24 protein-coding genes are annotated in these 13332 nt (G+C 61.4%); 8 read left to right on the forward strand and 16 right to left on the reverse strand.

Annotated elements, in window-relative coordinates; translation table 11 throughout:
• Nucleotides 1-64: 64 nt before the first annotated feature.
• Together V3596_RS05865 and V3596_RS05870 are read right to left on the reverse strand one after the other, a co-directional pair.
• On the reverse strand, nucleotides 65-427 hold the full coding sequence (locus V3596_RS05865) for a hypothetical protein (RefSeq protein WP_334276740.1): 363 nt from the start codon (nucleotides 425-427) through the stop codon (nucleotides 65-67).
• An 85-nt stretch (nucleotides 428-512) separates the two neighbouring features.
• On the reverse strand, nucleotides 513-974 hold the full coding sequence (locus V3596_RS05870) for a DUF2726 domain-containing protein (protein WP_334276742.1): 462 nt from the start codon (nucleotides 972-974) through the stop codon (nucleotides 513-515).
• A gap of 371 nt (nucleotides 975-1345) precedes the next feature.
• Between V3596_RS05870 and V3596_RS05875 the strand changes: the two genes are divergently transcribed.
• From V3596_RS05875 to V3596_RS05900, 7 genes are all read left to right on the forward strand, one after another.
• The gene (locus V3596_RS05875; RefSeq protein WP_334276744.1) at nucleotides 1346-2512 is read left to right on the forward strand and encodes a replication initiation factor domain-containing protein; all 1167 of its coding nucleotides are present in this window, start codon (nucleotides 1346-1348) and stop codon (nucleotides 2510-2512) included.
• Between the two features lie 28 nt (nucleotides 2513-2540).
• Complete coding sequence (locus V3596_RS05880; RefSeq protein WP_334276745.1) at nucleotides 2541-2843, forward strand: hypothetical protein; 303 nt, start codon at nucleotides 2541-2543, stop codon at nucleotides 2841-2843.
• 9 nt (nucleotides 2844-2852) lie between these two features.
• On the forward strand, nucleotides 2853-3056 hold the full coding sequence (locus V3596_RS05885; RefSeq protein WP_334276746.1) for a hypothetical protein: 204 nt from the start codon (nucleotides 2853-2855) through the stop codon (nucleotides 3054-3056).
• 435 nt (nucleotides 3057-3491) lie between these two features.
• Nucleotides 3492-3797, forward strand: coding sequence for a hypothetical protein (locus V3596_RS05890; RefSeq protein WP_334276747.1), 306 nt, complete (start codon nucleotides 3492-3494; stop codon nucleotides 3795-3797).
• A gap of 68 nt (nucleotides 3798-3865) precedes the next feature.
• The gene (locus V3596_RS05895; protein ID WP_334276748.1) at nucleotides 3866-4051 is read left to right on the forward strand and encodes a major capsid protein; all 186 of its coding nucleotides are present in this window, start codon (nucleotides 3866-3868) and stop codon (nucleotides 4049-4051) included.
• A gap of 1378 nt (nucleotides 4052-5429) precedes the next feature.
• Entirely contained in the window at nucleotides 5430-5621 is a 192-nt protein-coding gene (locus tag V3596_RS21740; RefSeq protein ID WP_416383968.1) for a virulence factor TspB C-terminal domain-related protein, read from the forward strand.
• Nucleotide 5622: 1 nt separating this feature from the next.
• Nucleotides 5623-5925, forward strand: coding sequence for a DUF2523 domain-containing protein (locus V3596_RS05900; protein WP_334276750.1), 303 nt, complete (start codon nucleotides 5623-5625; stop codon nucleotides 5923-5925).
• A gap of 24 nt (nucleotides 5926-5949) precedes the next feature.
• On the opposite strand, the gene V3596_RS05905 is transcribed toward V3596_RS05900, so the two are convergent.
• The 3 genes from V3596_RS05905 to V3596_RS05915 form a co-directional block, all read right to left on the reverse strand.
• Complete coding sequence (locus V3596_RS05905) at nucleotides 5950-6939, reverse strand: zonular occludens toxin domain-containing protein (protein WP_334276752.1); 990 nt, start codon at nucleotides 6937-6939, stop codon at nucleotides 5950-5952.
• A gap of 1 nt (nucleotide 6940) precedes the next feature.
• Complete coding sequence (locus V3596_RS05910) at nucleotides 6941-7780, reverse strand: ParB/RepB/Spo0J family partition protein (protein WP_334276754.1); 840 nt, start codon at nucleotides 7778-7780, stop codon at nucleotides 6941-6943.
• Nucleotides 7781-8078: 298 nt separating this feature from the next.
• Nucleotides 8079-8528: a hypothetical protein gene (locus V3596_RS05915; RefSeq protein WP_334276756.1), complete on the reverse strand. Its 450-nt coding sequence runs from the start codon at nucleotides 8526-8528 to the stop codon at nucleotides 8079-8081.
• Between the two features lie 386 nt (nucleotides 8529-8914).
• Between V3596_RS05915 and V3596_RS05920 the strand changes: the two genes are divergently transcribed.
• On the forward strand, nucleotides 8915-9154 hold the full coding sequence (locus V3596_RS05920; RefSeq protein ID WP_334276757.1) for a hypothetical protein: 240 nt from the start codon (nucleotides 8915-8917) through the stop codon (nucleotides 9152-9154).
• Nucleotides 9155-9210: 56 nt separating this feature from the next.
• On the opposite strand, the gene V3596_RS05925 is transcribed toward V3596_RS05920, so the two are convergent.
• Genes V3596_RS05925 through V3596_RS05975 form a run of 11 tightly spaced genes read right to left on the reverse strand, consistent with a single transcriptional unit; the run spans nucleotide 9211 to nucleotide 13323 of the window.
• Complete coding sequence (locus V3596_RS05925; protein WP_334276758.1) at nucleotides 9211-9369, reverse strand: hypothetical protein; 159 nt, start codon at nucleotides 9367-9369, stop codon at nucleotides 9211-9213.
• Nucleotides 9369-9536 (reverse strand): hypothetical protein, encoded by a 168-nt coding sequence (locus tag V3596_RS05930; protein WP_334276759.1) that lies wholly within the window; start codon nucleotides 9534-9536, stop codon nucleotides 9369-9371. Before V3596_RS05930 ends, V3596_RS05925 begins: the two co-directional genes overlap by 1 nt.
• A 3-nt stretch (nucleotides 9537-9539) precedes the next feature.
• A complete protein-coding gene (locus V3596_RS05935; RefSeq protein WP_334276760.1) occupies nucleotides 9540-9827 on the reverse strand; it encodes a hypothetical protein in 288 nt (95 codons plus the stop codon).
• A 2-nt stretch (nucleotides 9828-9829) separates the two neighbouring features.
• Nucleotides 9830-9997, reverse strand: coding sequence for a hypothetical protein (locus V3596_RS05940; protein ID WP_334276761.1), 168 nt, complete (start codon nucleotides 9995-9997; stop codon nucleotides 9830-9832).
• Between the two features lie 11 nt (nucleotides 9998-10008).
• Nucleotides 10009-10608 (reverse strand): lytic transglycosylase domain-containing protein, encoded by a 600-nt coding sequence (locus V3596_RS05945; protein ID WP_334276762.1) that lies wholly within the window; start codon nucleotides 10606-10608, stop codon nucleotides 10009-10011.
• Between the two features lie 3 nt (nucleotides 10609-10611).
• Nucleotides 10612-10947, reverse strand: coding sequence for a hypothetical protein (locus V3596_RS05950; protein ID WP_334276764.1), 336 nt, complete (start codon nucleotides 10945-10947; stop codon nucleotides 10612-10614).
• Nucleotides 10947-11288: a hypothetical protein gene (locus V3596_RS05955; protein ID WP_334276766.1), complete on the reverse strand. Its 342-nt coding sequence runs from the start codon at nucleotides 11286-11288 to the stop codon at nucleotides 10947-10949. Before V3596_RS05955 ends, V3596_RS05950 begins: the two co-directional genes overlap by 1 nt.
• Before the next feature lie 3 nt (nucleotides 11289-11291).
• Nucleotides 11292-11873, reverse strand: coding sequence for a hypothetical protein (locus V3596_RS05960; RefSeq protein WP_334276768.1), 582 nt, complete (start codon nucleotides 11871-11873; stop codon nucleotides 11292-11294).
• 9 nt (nucleotides 11874-11882) lie between these two features.
• The gene (locus tag V3596_RS05965) at nucleotides 11883-12641 is read right to left on the reverse strand and encodes a hypothetical protein (RefSeq protein ID WP_334276769.1); all 759 of its coding nucleotides are present in this window, start codon (nucleotides 12639-12641) and stop codon (nucleotides 11883-11885) included.
• The gene (locus tag V3596_RS05970) at nucleotides 12638-13033 is read right to left on the reverse strand and encodes a hypothetical protein (protein WP_334276770.1); all 396 of its coding nucleotides are present in this window, start codon (nucleotides 13031-13033) and stop codon (nucleotides 12638-12640) included. Before V3596_RS05970 ends, V3596_RS05965 begins: the two co-directional genes overlap by 4 nt.
• Nucleotides 13012-13323, reverse strand: a complete 312-nt coding sequence (locus V3596_RS05975) for a hypothetical protein (RefSeq protein ID WP_334276771.1) — start codon at nucleotides 13321-13323, stop codon at nucleotides 13012-13014. Before V3596_RS05975 ends, V3596_RS05970 begins: the two co-directional genes overlap by 22 nt.
• Nucleotides 13324-13332 lie beyond the last annotated feature (9 nt).

The following is a 13332-nucleotide window of genomic DNA, read 5'->3' on the forward strand; positions in this document are numbered from 1 at the left end:
TTCGAGTGATTGGTCCTAGGGGGGGAATCATTGATGACAGGATTTGCTGTACGAATTCGCTTGTTTACATAATACACACACGGTCCGTCACATAACTGTTAGGATTTGCGGCTGCCTCGTTGCTTGGGAAAGCAATTAGGGCGGCCACTACGCAAGCCGCGACCTTTGCAGGCATGCCGAAGAGTCGGGCCATGCGCTCACGCTCTGCCGGGTCTTTTTCCTGCGAAACGATGGCGGCTAGCGCTGCTTCTCGCGGGTCCAGGCCGGCGACCTCGGCCAGTTTGGCGGCGATGTTTGGGCTGAGCTGCTTTTCACCTCGTGCGATGCGGCCGAGAAACGAATGGTTCTCGCTGATGGCATCAGCCAGCTTTCGCCTGCTGCCGAACTTTTCTTCAGCGGCTGCGATAAGGGTTTCTACGGATGACATGTGCACCTCCGGTCGTCATAGTTCGCCACATTGTGTGCACCTCCGGTGCACGAGCACCTAAGGTCAACATGCGCCGCAATGTACATCAACCTGGTGAGGATGCAAACGCCTTCAGCACGTCTGCCGTGTCGGGCACGTTTTTGAAGCGCAGCACTCGATATCCGGCCTTGGCGAGCAATGTGTCTCGCGCTGCATCGGCGGCCGCCCGGTTCTTGTGTGAGCTGTCGTCCAGCTCAACGACGGCCAGCACCTCGAAGGCTTTGGAGCACACGACGAAGTCAGCGACTTTTCGGTCGAACGTTGCTCGGGTAGGGCGGTCCTTTGTGTCGAGCAGAGCCGAGAACGCCACCTGTGCCAAGACCAATGTGTCGGGCATCGCTTGCGAAAGCCTGAAGAACATTGCCTGCTCTCGCTCCGTTAGCGGTCGCTTTGCGAACAGAGTTCCGGTGGCCTTGCCGCCTGCTTCATTCGTTCGGAGCTTGGCCGTCACGAGGAACGCAAGGGCTGCCACGGCGAGCAGGACGGCTGCAAAAAATATCAGCTTCATGGTGGGTGGTCAGTGATGAGCGCGCAAAGCATACCGGTTAGCGACGCGCCTACCTATAGGGATTGGCTGACTGCACGCCTGGGTGAGCCATTGGACGGTGGTATCCGCACGGTCTATGTTCAGTTTCGTAAGCGGGGCGCTGTTCTCTGTGGCGTTGCGATTGAGGCCATCCCGGCTCAGCAGGGCCAAGACTGGTTTCGGATCAAGTCGAGCTTGGGGCTTTGCTCGGCCCCAGCTGCGAACGTACGCATCTGCGGCGGCGAAGGGTGCAGCTGTGCGCCTGACGCGCCAGCCGCGGGCGCTTGCGCCGCGCCTGGCGCGTCTCGCGCTGTCCCCCTCGGTAACACGGGGACAACAATCGGGGCAGGGGCATGAGGACAGAAGCCCGCCCGGTCCTTGCCGGAAGGCACCTGAAATGGACGCTGGAACAGCGCCAGGCCAAAACGGGTTGGATGGTGCATATCGACTGGCTCCGGTTCACGGTTCCGCTCGATGCCATCGTCAAGCGTGAGCCTGCGCTGGTGGACCTGACGGCGCTTGACCTCCTTGAGCAGTCCGCCCGCGATGTGGTTCGCATGGCGGCAGGGGTTGAGTGCGCAGAGTACACCTCGGCTCACAAGGTTGCGGAAGCAGGGGCGCGGCTGATAGCCAGTTTGCTGGACTGTGGCATTGAGCCAGGCGAAGCGCTGGAAAAGGGCATGGACTTCTACTCTGCCCGTGCGCCTCTCGTGTTCGCTGGCGAAACGGTCGGCTTTGTGCTGGCTGGCGGCAAGGCGACGACGCAATCCGGCACGGTTCACGTGAACTTGTTCGGCTCTGCAATGCTGCATGTGCCGGTGGATCGCCTTGACGGCTTGCGGGAGTTCCTCGTTGCCAATGACGGCAACATAACGCGGGTTGACCTGGCGCTTGATGTGTTCGAGGGTCGGTGCATCGATGAGGTTCGCATGGCCTACCTGGCCGGCGATTTCGACGTTCGGGGCAAGCGGCCTGGTCAGCGTGAGATTGGAAGCTGGACCCTCGGGCACTCGCGCACGTTTGAGGTTGGCTCACGCCAAACCGGCAAGATGATGCGCGCCTATGAAAAGGGCGATGAAAAGCTCGGCCCGGAAGCGGACGACCCGTGGATTCGGTATGAGGTCGAGTTTCGGGACAACCATCGAATTATCGATCTTGATGTGTTGACCCGTCCGTCTGACTTCTTCGCAGGAGCGTATGAGTTCTGCGCGGACATGCTTGAACAGTTACGCGTCAACGCCAACGCCTGCCGGATCCCGACAGTCCCGGAAGTCGCTGACAAAACAGAAGAGGCCGCAGTGCTTCGCGTTGCGCGCTGGATCAAGCGCACGGCTGCGCCGGCTCTCTCAGTTGCTCTGAGCCTGGGCGGTGATCTGCTCGGCCAGATTCTTGACCAAGAGGGTCATCGGATGCCTAAGCGCTTGCGCGGCATCAAGACGGACGCTCTCCGGTCTGCATTCGAAAAAGTCGCCGAAGCAATGGCCCCCGCTTCGTCGCCGTCGTTGAGTGGGGCTGTGTAGTTTCGCAAGCGAAACAAAAGGAATCGACATGAAGTTTCAATCGCAGATCACCGTCGTCGGCATGAAGGCCAACAAAGGCACGATGGAAAACGGCCAGGCGTATGACAGCACCAAGGTTTATGCGCTGACCGACCTTGACAACAGCAAGGGCATGTCCGTTGGTCAGGCGACCTCGGAATTCAACATCGGCACCAGCGATGAACTGGCGAAATACAAGCATCTGCCGTTCCCGTTCGTCGCCATGGCCGACTGCGAAATCGTCACCAGTGGCAAGGCCACGAAGACGGTGATTCACGCCATCAAGCCGTTGGAACCGGCAAAGAAGTCCTAAGGCTTCCCCATGGCGCGCTACCTCATTCAGAGCGGCTACACGTTTGAGTTCCTGCACTGGGACGAACGAACCGGGGGCGTGAATTGGACGCCTAGCCTTGCCGTCGCAATCCGTCACGGGGTCGCGTCCGACCTGGAAGAGGTAGATCAGCTTATGCAGGATCACTGCGACCCTGGGCAGGCGTTCTATGTCGATTTGGACATGGAAACCTAGCGTTAGGCAATGGTTCTTTGCGCCTTGCTGGCTAGTGCACCAGTAAACGCGTTTCTTGTCGCACTGTGAGGGGTTTGATATGTGGCCGTTTGCTCTGTGGTACTCGGAACCGTTCTGGTGCTTCTTCCCTGCGTTTTTCTGACGCGGTAGGTAGGTCGTCGCCATGATTTGCATCCCACCGCCGCCGTCTGAAGTCATGTGTGAACCTGGGTTCGTTTGTGACCCTAGCGGCGGGGGTGCGCCTTATCGGCTTGCGGCTGGTGAGACTTGTGCGGGCTTGACCGTGTTAGAGCCTAACGATGTCCCGCCTAACCCGTTTGTGATGACGACGGAAGATGGCTTGCTTGTTAGCTCTGCCGTGGCTTCCGTGTGGTGCCTGGCGTGGGCGCTCAAGGCTATTCGCTCTGTTCTCAGTGACAACTCGTTGGAGTAATCGTGGCTGATATCACTTTGATTCAAGGGGCTGGTGTGACGGTTGCGGCGGTTGGTGCGGCTGTGTTTGTTGTTCATGTCACGTTGGCCATTAACCGTTGGCTGCGCGATGTGTTGGGCTACGGATGGGACTACACGGCTACAGATTTGCACGGGGATGCTTCAGGTGAGGGGCCGCCTCCGGACGAATGGGGGGATACGGAGCCTGCTGAAGAAGTGGGTGGGAATCCCAATCCAACGTTTGAAGATGACGACGGCAGAACGTGGGTTGTCGATCACAACGGCGACTGGGTTGTGAAGTCATCGTGAATTTACGAATCGGGCTCGACGCCGATACGGCTCGATTCGTCCATACCTTTTCGGCGCGGAGATTGAAGATGAACAAGAACCTCGTTCGCGGCCTGGTTGCCGCTGGTGCCCTGGTTGCCGCTGGCGCTTCGCAAGCTGCAACGGACCTGACCGCCATCACTGGCGCGGGTACTGAAATCGCGGCTGTGGGTGGCGCGGTGTTCGTTGTGATGGTCGGCATCAAGCTGGTCAAGTGGATCCGCCGCGCCCTGTAAGCGCAGCTGGTCCGGCCCTTCGGGGCCTTTTCCAATTCGCATGCGAAACGTGCGCATTGCAAAAGAGGCAAGTCATGGGAATTTGGGTATGTGTCGCGCTGCTGGGGGGTCTATGGATCGTGCTTCGCGATTAGTCGCTTGTGTCATGGTGTGGGCGCTTCTAGCGTTTGCGCTGGTGGCGCTTTGCTCGCCGGCCTATGCCATAGGGCTTGCTTCGCGTGAAACCGTGACGACGTATGTAGGTAAGTGCAGTTCGTCGAGCGTTGCCGACGTAACCTCTTCTTCGTCTGCCGGTGCGACGGCCGCGTGTCTTGCTAATTGGACTTGGACGGGCTCCGTCTACATTAACGGCTGCACGCGGGCTGTCACGCATGTGGCCTTCATTCATCACGTCGACGCCCTTAGCACGCCTGGAAATTTCAGGCATTTCATTTACGCCAATCGGACGTATGCCACGCCTGGGACGTGCCAGCCGCAGCCGGCAGACGTGGCGCAGTTTGGGCATGTGGACGTGCTAGCGACGACGGCAACGAGTTGCGTTTCGGGCTCGTCACTTATCGCCGGGACCACGGACAAATGTCAGTGCGATCTTGGGCAGAAGCCTGACCCCGCAAACCCCGGTAAGTGCGTGCCTTACACATGCGCGGCGCCTGGCACGTACTCGGCTGTCACTCAGCCGGACCAACTCGTGCCAAATGCTGGCGATCTGCAATGCGATCAGGGCTGCGAGAACAAGCCGTCAAGCTGGAAGGCTGGCGCGGACGGCAAGATATGGGCTACGTGGCCGTTTGTGTCTACCGGGAAGACCTGCGGCGGCGCTAAGTCGGCAACGGCACCGGCTTACGACACGGGGGATTTGAATAATCTCAATCCTGCGCCCGTTGCGTGTCCGGCGAATCAATGTCCGGGCTCAGTTAACGGCACAAATGTTTGTGTGGCCTGTTCTGGAACCAAGGTCGAAGGGCCTAGCACGGCTGCGAGTGGCACCACGCCGGCCAATGATGGCTCGGGGTCGATCAAGTCCGAGAACAAAACAACCGAGTGCACGGGCACCAGTTGCACGACGACGACCACGTACAAAGACGCGAGTGGAAACACAGTCGGCACCAAGACGGAAACCAAGGATCAGAAGTCCTTCTGTCAGGAGAATCCGACTCTGAGCATCTGCAAAGAATCCGCTTTTGGCGGTAATTGTGCGGGTGGCTTCACCTGTAACGGGGACGGCGTGCAATGCGCGCTCGCTCGCGAAGTGCACCGGAACAACTGCGAATGGGCGAAGCAAGACCCGGGCATGAAAGGCGCATGGGATAGCGCCGTCGCAAATGCCGGCCAGGCTCAACCCCCAGGGCATCCAGGCGCAGAAGGTGAAGTTACGTCTATGTCGTTCGCGTCTGCCATTGATCAAACAAACCGCCTGGGTGGCGGCTGTCCCTCGGATGTGTCTATTTCCTACGCTGGCAGAAGCTGGGTAATTCCATGGTCCCAGCACTGCGACAAGCTGCAACTAATCGGTAATTTGATGGTGTCCGTCTGCATGCTTGCGGCTGCCTTCATCGTCTTTAGGAACTGATATGCCAGCACTACTTATCGCGGCCCTTTGGGGTGGTCTGATTCAGGTTCTAGGTACGCTCGTCGGTAAGGTGCTGGTGTCCCTTGGCATCGGTTATGCCGTTTTCTCGGGGGTCGATACCTCGATCACCTGGGCACGCGATTACGTCATTTCGCAGATTTCGGCGCAGCACGCCCAGACCGTGGCAGCCGCAAGCGCCTGTAAGGTCGGGGTGTGCATCTCGATTCTTACTAGCGCGCTAGTGGCACGGCTGACCATCAACGGCCTAACGGGTGGCAGCCTGAAGCGCTTCAAGGTGAAATAGGGCGGGGCGGTTTCGCTTGCGAAACTACTCGACCTTTCGCTCGTTGTGTGTCGGCACGGCGTGCACTGCCTGCTGCTGCCAGGCGATGAAGAACCCGCCATCAGCAATGCGCCTACACAGGTCCTCCACCATTTCTAGCGCCGTTCCCTGCTGGCTGTAGCACCTGCACTTGTCTTTGTTGGCAATGCAGGCCGCAGGGTAGGGCGCCTGCGTCGGTTTCGTCACTTCGTCGTAAATTGGCGCGGTGTGGGGCAGGCCGTCAACGCGGGGCGTGTGGGCCTGCGCATATTGAACCGGCGTTAGTGTCTCGCGCTGGGCTGGCCGCTGGTTATTGCCTCCCATGGATTGGCGTTGGTCGGCAGTTATGCCTGCCTGTGCATCCATCCGCGCTTGTACGTTTTCTGGCTTCATCCGGTGGTACGCAAACCAGACAAGTGCGGCTAGAACTACAGGCAGGGCTAGCAGGATCCAAACGCGCATGGGAATGCGCCGTTTCACCGTGTGAAGCTCTGCCGACTGGTACAGGTCAAAAACGTCTTTCGGATACTTCCACTCATGGCGGATCGATCCATCGCGGCTCGATGCGACGTTCTCTTTTACGCCGTTCGGGAATTCATGGATCGTCGCTCTGTGCGTGCCGAACTTGCGCACTACGTGAAAATGCCGGTCCACCAGACGCCGGACAAAGCTGTCCATCAGCATCGGGTTTTGCGTGATGACGACGAAATCCAGCCCCAGGTGGCGATGGGTTGCTAGGTTGTTGATATGTGGCGGCGGCTCGCCTCGGCCACGAACCGGAAACGGTTTCTGGCACTCGTCGATGACCATGATTGCGCCAGCTGGGAGCTTTTCCCAATCCTCGGCCGGCCACTCTTGCCATCCGGGGATATTCAGGCCGCGAATGCTGTTGTGAAAGACCGGCCGTCCTTCCTTGATGGCCGAGTCTTTCCACCGGGCGAGCGCATACAAGGTCTTGCCGTGGCCTGGCAGGCCGGTGATGAGCGTAATCGGCATGTCAGACCTCGGCGCCGTCGATCTGTTCGCGGATCCAGTCGTGTCCGCCGAGTGCTTGCAGCTTGCGGAACTGTTCCGGCGATAGGTCAAGCTGCACCTTATTGAACAATTCGGTCTGTTCTTCGCTTTCGTCGGTGCCTTCGTCGTCTGCCTGTTCTGCGGCGGCTTCGTCCACCGGATCCGCCTTCAGTTTCGCAAGCGAAGCGCGAACGTCTGCGCGGGCCAGCTGCTCATTCATGGCGCGGGTGAGGAGGGCGTTAAGCACTCGCGGCGCGTCTTCGTTCTTGCTCTTGGCAATCTGATTGAGCGTATGCAGAATTTCGACATCGTTCACGGCATCGCTGTCGATCAGCGTGCGGACGCGGCTGTCAAAACTCGGGCTTGTCAATGCAAGGTGTTTGCTCACCCATGCCGGCGACTTGTTCACGCGCTTCGCGACCTCGGCGGGCTTCTTGTAAACGTTGAACAGCTTGCGCACGCCGTCTGCGGTGTCGGCCAGGTTCAAGCCTTCGCGTTGCAGGTTCTCGGCCAGCTGCACCTCAGTGATGGCGACGGGCTCCTGGTCGACGATCATTGCCGGGATGCGCTCCAGCTTTGCCAGGCGAGCGGCTGCGGTGCGGCGGTGACCATACAAGACGATGAAGCCTTCATCGGCTTCGGGATCGCGGCGGATCACGATAGGCTGCAAGACGCCATATTGCTGGATCGATTCGGCCAGCTGGCGCAGGCTCTCTTTGTCGAACCCGTTTCGCGTGCGAATCTGTTCGTGGGTGGTGATGAGGGAAAGCGGAACCAGCTTGACGGCGGCGAGGTCGGCGACTGCATGAGTAGCGGTGTTCATGTGCGAATCTCCTGAAGTGAGGCGCCCGGGATGGGATACCTTCAGAAGATGCTTCCTCGCTCCCGCCTTGGGGCGGGCGGGGGGTGGGGGCGTCGCGCTAACGTACAAAAGGGCGCAGCTGCCGCTACACCCGATTAAAAAACACCCCCATCGCGCCCCTCGCTCTGCATGGGGACGATGGGGGTGTTTTCAGGGTGTTGCGGTGGCTGAGCCCTTTTGAGGCTGTCCAGGCCTGGCGCCCGGCGATGACCGTGACACAAAGCCTGCGACTGGCGCGGGCATTGCAGCCAGGCCGGGTTTACCGTGAGGCGGTGGCAGCTGGTGCGATAGGGATCGTTACCCGGACGGGCCGAGATCCTCGAGGAGCTTGGTGGCGAAGCCATAGAGCCCGGCCCGAAGGGATCGCCGGTCCTGCGTCGTTGGCGCATCCGAAGTCGGCGATTCGGGCCAGCTGCGCGAGCTGGGCGCGTAGACGGCGGTTCTCTGACTTCTCGGCCATGGCCTGGCTGTACATCATCTTCGCCTGATTTTCGGCGTCGGCATTGGCCGCGGATCGGCCCCAGCGTGTGAGCCAGAACAGCGCGAGCAATACGGGGCGCGGCGCGAAATTTTCGCGGCGGTAGGTCTGCACGGTGCGGACGGAAATCCCGAGCGCCTTGGCGATCGCGGCGTTTGAGGGCTGGCCGAGGTCGTCCAGGATCTGGCAGAAGTCGGGCGTACAGGTCGGGCTAGGCAATTTGTGGGGCATGGCGAATACCTTCGTCAAGCCAGGCGCGCTGCCTTAGGTGTACGTCTTGCGTATTGCAAACGGGCCAGGATTCGTGCCAAGAGCCGTGCCATGTAGGCCCATTTGGCAGTTGACATAATACACATTGTCGTGAAAAGGTAGGCAGTGTATGGTCTTCCATGTTAGCGGCTACTACGAAACTCCCAAGTCAGGCAATAAGCAAAAAACCAAGTTGCCCCAGGGAGTCCGAATTGATAGCCAGCTTAAACCGCCAATCCTTGCCCGATCTGGTCACACTTCTCGCCGATCTTGGGAACCCGCCGCCACGGTGCATCGCCCGTGCGCTAGGCGTTACAGAACGAACCGCCAGGCGCTGGATTCAGGCCGAGCATGCGCCACGCGCCGCCATGCTGGCCTTGTTCTTCTGCTCGACCTGGGGGCTTTCCAGCGTCAACGCGCAGGCCGTGAACGAAGCACAGCACGCTGCGGCCATGGCCGCAGCGCTGGCCCGCGAGGTTGCGCAGTTGCGCCGCGAGCTGGCTCGGCTCGCGGCAATTGGTGAGTTCGGTTCGGCCAACGCTCCCGCGTTCAATGCCGACACGCCCGCGCAGCTCTTGCGGCGCAGGCCGATGCTCAACGGCGCTTGAAGCGGCCGTTCTTTGCTCGTGCTGGGGTCTTGCTCTTGCGCTTCTTTGCCATGGCTTCAGCCTTTCAGGTTGTCGATTCGTGCGTGTGCTGCGCGGGCGCTCTCCAGCGCATGCGATGCCCGTTCATTGAGCCGCGCCAGGTCGGCCCGAATGCCGGCATAGACGCTGGCAGCGAGCGCCGCCTGTGGCAGCAGTTGCAGCAGCCAGTCAGGCATCAGCTCTGCGCCTTCTCGGGCGCCAGGACGGCCACCAGGCCGGCCACGCCGGCAATGACCTGGCCGGCCAGGTCAACGGTGCCAGGCGGCAAACCGAAGATCAGGCCGAGGGCCGAGATACCGGCCCAGGTGCTGGGCTCGCGCAGGCGCTTCAAAAATTGCTTCATGGTTCAGCTCCAGAGGTAGGAAAGAAAGTCCTTTGCCGGACAGGCAAAGGATGCGTCCCAGGTGCGGCCCTCGGCCTTCGCCTTCTCGCACTCGGTGAGATTGGTTTCAGGGATGCCAACGGCCTTTCCGATGGCGATGGCGCCACCTGATACGGTGCCGTCCACCAGGTCAACGGCCGCGCCGCCAATGGCCGCGCCGGCTCCCTTGAAGCCGCCCTTGTAGGCCACCCAGGCGAGCGCCAGGACGACTGCGCCGCCGGCTGCCAGGTAGACGGGTGGAATGCGCGCCATGGTCAGAAATAGACCTTCGTCGGGTCCCAGTTGGGGTTGTCGGACGGGTTGACCCGGCCGCCGCCAGCGCGCACGCCGGCCGCCGTTTTGGCGGTGCCGCCCGATGCCTTGACGATCATCCAGACAGCCACGGCGGCCAGGCCCAGGACGATGAGTTCTGTTTTCTTCATGGTCACGCCTTTCATGCGTAGTCGGTGCCGGCCGTGCTGTTCACGTCCGCGAGGATTTGCCCGAAGTAGTTGCGGGTTTCGCGTGGCGCCGCCTCCAGGCCCTTGCGCGACACATTGCCCATTCCCCAGTTGTAGGCGGCCAGCGCTTCCGACCAATTGCCGAAGCGGTTGAACAGGCTTCGCAGGTAGCGCGCAGCGGCCGGGATTGCCTGGGCCGGGTTCAGCGGGTCGATGCCCATATCCCGCGCCGTGGCGGGCATGAACTGGGCGATTCCCAGCGCGCCGGCAGGGCTGCGCGTGGCGCCGCTGATGATGTCTTCTCTGTACCGGCTCTCTTGGTACAGCAGGCGCTCGAGCATCAGCGCCGGCAGGCCGTTGTCCTGCTCGGCCTGCGCGATCAAGCCTGCGTAGCGTTCAGGCGCCCGCCAGAGCTGCAAAAGGTTCACCGTCTTGCTCACAATCGTGTCTCCCACATCTGCGGCCGACTCAAGCCAGCCGCCACCATCTGCCGGCGCCGCATCCGGCGCCGCCTCTTCTTGTCGCTGCCGGTACATGACCCACGCGCCCACGGCCAGCAGGCCGGCAGCACCGATCAGTACAGAGCCGCGCACCCGTCAGCCCCCTCGCCGCGTGCGCGCAGCCTTGGCGGCCGTTTCCTTGCCCTCCAGATAGGCCACGTCGGCGCCGACCTTCTTTGCGATGGCGATAAACACCTCGCGAGCCGTGCGGCTCATGCCGGTGTCTCGGTCGATCTGTTCTAGCTCGACGCTCGCCGCCTCGGCATCGCTGGGAGGAACCGCAGCGACTGCAACGAAGGCCGCACCGTCCCAGCGCTTGCCGATAGGTGCCGCGCCTGGTGCGAGTTCGATCATGGTCGGGCTGTCCACCTTGCCGCCCAATTCAGACACGCCAACGCAGATGCCGGCGCCGTTGATCTGTGCGTATCGCATCAGTTGCTCTCCTGGATCTGCCAGCGCACAACCATTCGCTTGTACGTGTTCAAGGTGCCCGAGAAAATCCGCATCGTCGTGGCGTTCACAAAGTAGGCCTTCGGCAGGCTGGCGCTTGTGTTGAATCGGCCCACGCGGCCCGCTGTGTTTGCTGTCGTTGTGGCTGACGCATCGTCACCCACCACACCATTCAAAAGAATCACCGCCTTGGCCGTATTGACGGCCGCGACTGTCACGTCGATGTAATGGCCCTCAGGTTCAGTTCCTGCGGTCAACCCCGCCTGGTCAACGTCCACCAGGCCAGATTGCACCTTGAAGCCGCTGCTTGCACCAATGCCCATGCGTCAGCCCTCCAGCACGGCAACGGCCGTCGTTGCGCCGCTGCCGATCACATTGATTTGCCCCGTAGGCGCTCGGCCCTGGATCTCCAGGGATTGACCGGGCGGGAGCTTCACGCCGTTCGCCACGGTCGCGGCCGTGCCGTCCAGGCGCAGATAGATGGTCACGCCCGCATCGTTGTTCTGGATCAGCAGATAGCGGCGGTTCGCATTGGCCGCCAGCAGCTGGCCGGATGCGCCGGTCACGTTGCCCAGCGTCTGACTGAAGCCGCCGTTCTCGTTTTTCACGGTCACGGTGCCGGTGATGTTCACGGCGCCAACTGCGCGGTCGTAGCTGACCTGGCCGCCCATGCGCGTGACGATGGAGACCACGCCGCCCGCCACGCTGGTGATTCGCACGCGATCAAACTTCAGCGACTCGCTGTACCCGGCGCCGACGTTTTGCACGTCGGCGACTTCGCGGCCCTGAAAGTAGAACTTGAGCGCCACATCCTCGGCCGCGCTGGACAGGACCCGCAGGAAGTCACCGGCCTCGTTTATTTCCTTGGCGCCAGCGGCGCCGGCCCCCATGTTCTCGTTGAAGTACATCGCGTGCCTTTACTTCTTCCAGGCCATGAGCGCGAAGGCCGCAGCCGCCGCCAGGCCCAGGATGGTGATGGTCTTGTTATCGAGGCTGCCGCTCTTCTCGGTGGTCGCGCTGCGGTAAGCCTCGGTGGTCAAGGCGCCGACGTTCTCAACGGCCTTTATGTTGCTGTCGAACATGGATTTACCCAGCGATAGCAACTGCGAGAAGCCGGCTCCGACCGTGGCGTTTGACTTCTCTGCAAACGCAAAGGCTTTGTCCTGCGATTCGCGCTGGGCGTCAGCCAGTTCGCTCGCCGACGAACGAGCGAACCCGAGCGCGTCTTTGTTGGCCGTGGCAGCAAAGCCGAAGGCTTCAGAGCCGAAGCTAAACGCCCGGTCCGTGGTCTTGGTGTTGGCCGTGATCGCGGTTTCCATGGCGCGCAGCGCGCCAGGGTCGAACTGGTTGACCGATCGGTTGCTGTTGTCGGTGTACTTGACCGACGAATCCGAAGACGACGACGACGAGCGGTTGCTGCTGTCGTTAACCGTCAAGTCCATCATGGTTGACAGGTTGCGGCTGTCGTTCACGTTGACCGATTGGTCCCGCGTGTCGGTGATGGCAATGGAGCTGCCGCCCGTGGCGCCCAGGCTTCCATCCCCCAGCACCAGGCGGTTATCCAGCGCCGTGCTGGTGTTTTGGGTGGATGACGAAGAGTTCGTCCCGCCCGAGTCGCCTCCGAAGCTCAGCCGGAAGGCCAGCGCCGGTATGAAGAATTTGAACAGTGCTTTCATGCGATCTGCTTTTCCAGAATGAACCCACGGCCGACGCTGCCGGCGATGCTGTATCCCAGGGCTAACGCCTTATGAACGAGCCCGCGCCTCATGGTCTGAAACGCAACGCTTGCGCAGCCCACGGCCCGCGCTTGCGCCTCAATGACGGACAAGCCCGCCTCGGTCATGCCCTGGCCGGTGCCGGCTGCCGCGTGTATCCAGCAACGGCCCGCCGCCCTGGCGCTCAGCGTGTAGATGCACGCGCCGGAATCTGTCTCGACCTTGAAGGACTCACCCGCGAGCGCCGCACTCATTGGCGTGGCCCTGCCCTGCGGGTCCAGGCCTGCGCAAGCCTTGAAGGCTTCCGCCGCCTGTTCCACGCTGGCTCTGGTCAGCGCCGCACGATGGCCCATACCGCCACCAGAGCCAGGCCCATCAAGGCCATGGTTTGCCAGTCGCCGCCCAGGCCCAGGCCCGAGGCCATGCCGTCCGCGCTGATCGGGTTGCTTTCGGTCTTGGTCTTTGTCGACGTGCTGTCGATGGTCCCGCCGCCGAAATTGACATTCCAGCCCGAGTGATCGGCCTCGAAGTCGTAGGTTCCCGTCAGGTGCGATTCGGAAGGCCCGGTAGGTGGCGTCGTGAGCGCCTTGCCGAGCACTTGGGTGCCGCCGTTGATGAGGGCGCCCATGGTCATCGGGTCCATGGGGGTCCT

The sequence above is a fragment of the Roseateles microcysteis genome (genome assembly GCF_036880965.1).
Taxonomy (GTDB): Bacteria; Pseudomonadota; Gammaproteobacteria; order Burkholderiales; family Burkholderiaceae_C; genus JAUASW01.

Excerpts from the sequence above, each read along its gene's own strand:
- V3596_RS05905 (WP_334276752.1), bottom strand. The coding sequence starts at position 6,939 with ATGCCGATTACGCTCATCACCGGCCTGCCAGGCCACGGCAAGACCTTG.
- V3596_RS05870 (WP_334276742.1), bottom strand. The coding sequence starts at position 974 with ATGAAGCTGATATTTTTTGCAGCCGTCCTGCTCGCCGTGGCAGCCCTT.
- V3596_RS05975 (WP_334276771.1), bottom strand. The coding sequence starts at position 13,323 with ATGGACCCGATGACCATGGGCGCCCTCATCAACGGCGGCACCCAAGTG.
- V3596_RS05925 (WP_334276758.1), bottom strand. The coding sequence starts at position 9,369 with ATGCCTGACTGGCTGCTGCAACTGCTGCCACAGGCGGCGCTCGCTGCC.
- V3596_RS05885 (WP_334276746.1), top strand. The coding sequence starts at position 2,853 with ATGGCGCGCTACCTCATTCAGAGCGGCTACACGTTTGAGTTCCTGCAC.
- V3596_RS05910 (WP_334276754.1), bottom strand. The coding sequence starts at position 7,780 with ATGAACACCGCTACTCATGCAGTCGCCGACCTCGCCGCCGTCAAGCTG.
- V3596_RS05900 (WP_334276750.1), top strand. The coding sequence starts at position 5,623 with ATGCCAGCACTACTTATCGCGGCCCTTTGGGGTGGTCTGATTCAGGTT.
- V3596_RS05935 (WP_334276760.1), bottom strand. The coding sequence starts at position 9,827 with ATGGCGCGCATTCCACCCGTCTACCTGGCAGCCGGCGGCGCAGTCGTC.
- V3596_RS05930 (WP_334276759.1), bottom strand. The coding sequence starts at position 9,536 with ATGAAGCAATTTTTGAAGCGCCTGCGCGAGCCCAGCACCTGGGCCGGT.
- V3596_RS05940 (WP_334276761.1), bottom strand. The coding sequence starts at position 9,997 with ATGAAGAAAACAGAACTCATCGTCCTGGGCCTGGCCGCCGTGGCTGTC.
- V3596_RS05960 (WP_334276768.1), bottom strand. The coding sequence starts at position 11,873 with ATGTACTTCAACGAGAACATGGGGGCCGGCGCCGCTGGCGCCAAGGAA.
- V3596_RS05920 (WP_334276757.1), top strand. The coding sequence starts at position 8,915 with ATGCTGGCCTTGTTCTTCTGCTCGACCTGGGGGCTTTCCAGCGTCAAC.
- V3596_RS05865 (WP_334276740.1), bottom strand. The coding sequence starts at position 427 with ATGTCATCCGTAGAAACCCTTATCGCAGCCGCTGAAGAAAAGTTCGGC.
- V3596_RS05875 (WP_334276744.1), top strand. The coding sequence starts at position 1,346 with ATGAGGACAGAAGCCCGCCCGGTCCTTGCCGGAAGGCACCTGAAATGG.
- V3596_RS05955 (WP_334276766.1), bottom strand. The coding sequence starts at position 11,288 with ATGGGCATTGGTGCAAGCAGCGGCTTCAAGGTGCAATCTGGCCTGGTG.
- V3596_RS05950 (WP_334276764.1), bottom strand. The coding sequence starts at position 10,947 with ATGCGATACGCACAGATCAACGGCGCCGGCATCTGCGTTGGCGTGTCT.
- V3596_RS05880 (WP_334276745.1), top strand. The coding sequence starts at position 2,541 with ATGAAGTTTCAATCGCAGATCACCGTCGTCGGCATGAAGGCCAACAAA.
- V3596_RS05965 (WP_334276769.1), bottom strand. The coding sequence starts at position 12,641 with ATGAAAGCACTGTTCAAATTCTTCATACCGGCGCTGGCCTTCCGGCTG.
- V3596_RS05895 (WP_334276748.1), top strand. The coding sequence starts at position 3,866 with ATGAACAAGAACCTCGTTCGCGGCCTGGTTGCCGCTGGTGCCCTGGTT.
- V3596_RS21740 (WP_416383968.1), top strand. The coding sequence starts at position 5,430 with ATGTCGTTCGCGTCTGCCATTGATCAAACAAACCGCCTGGGTGGCGGC.
- V3596_RS05970 (WP_334276770.1), bottom strand. The coding sequence starts at position 13,033 with ATGGGCCATCGTGCGGCGCTGACCAGAGCCAGCGTGGAACAGGCGGCG.
- V3596_RS05915 (WP_334276756.1), bottom strand. The coding sequence starts at position 8,528 with ATGCCCCACAAATTGCCTAGCCCGACCTGTACGCCCGACTTCTGCCAG.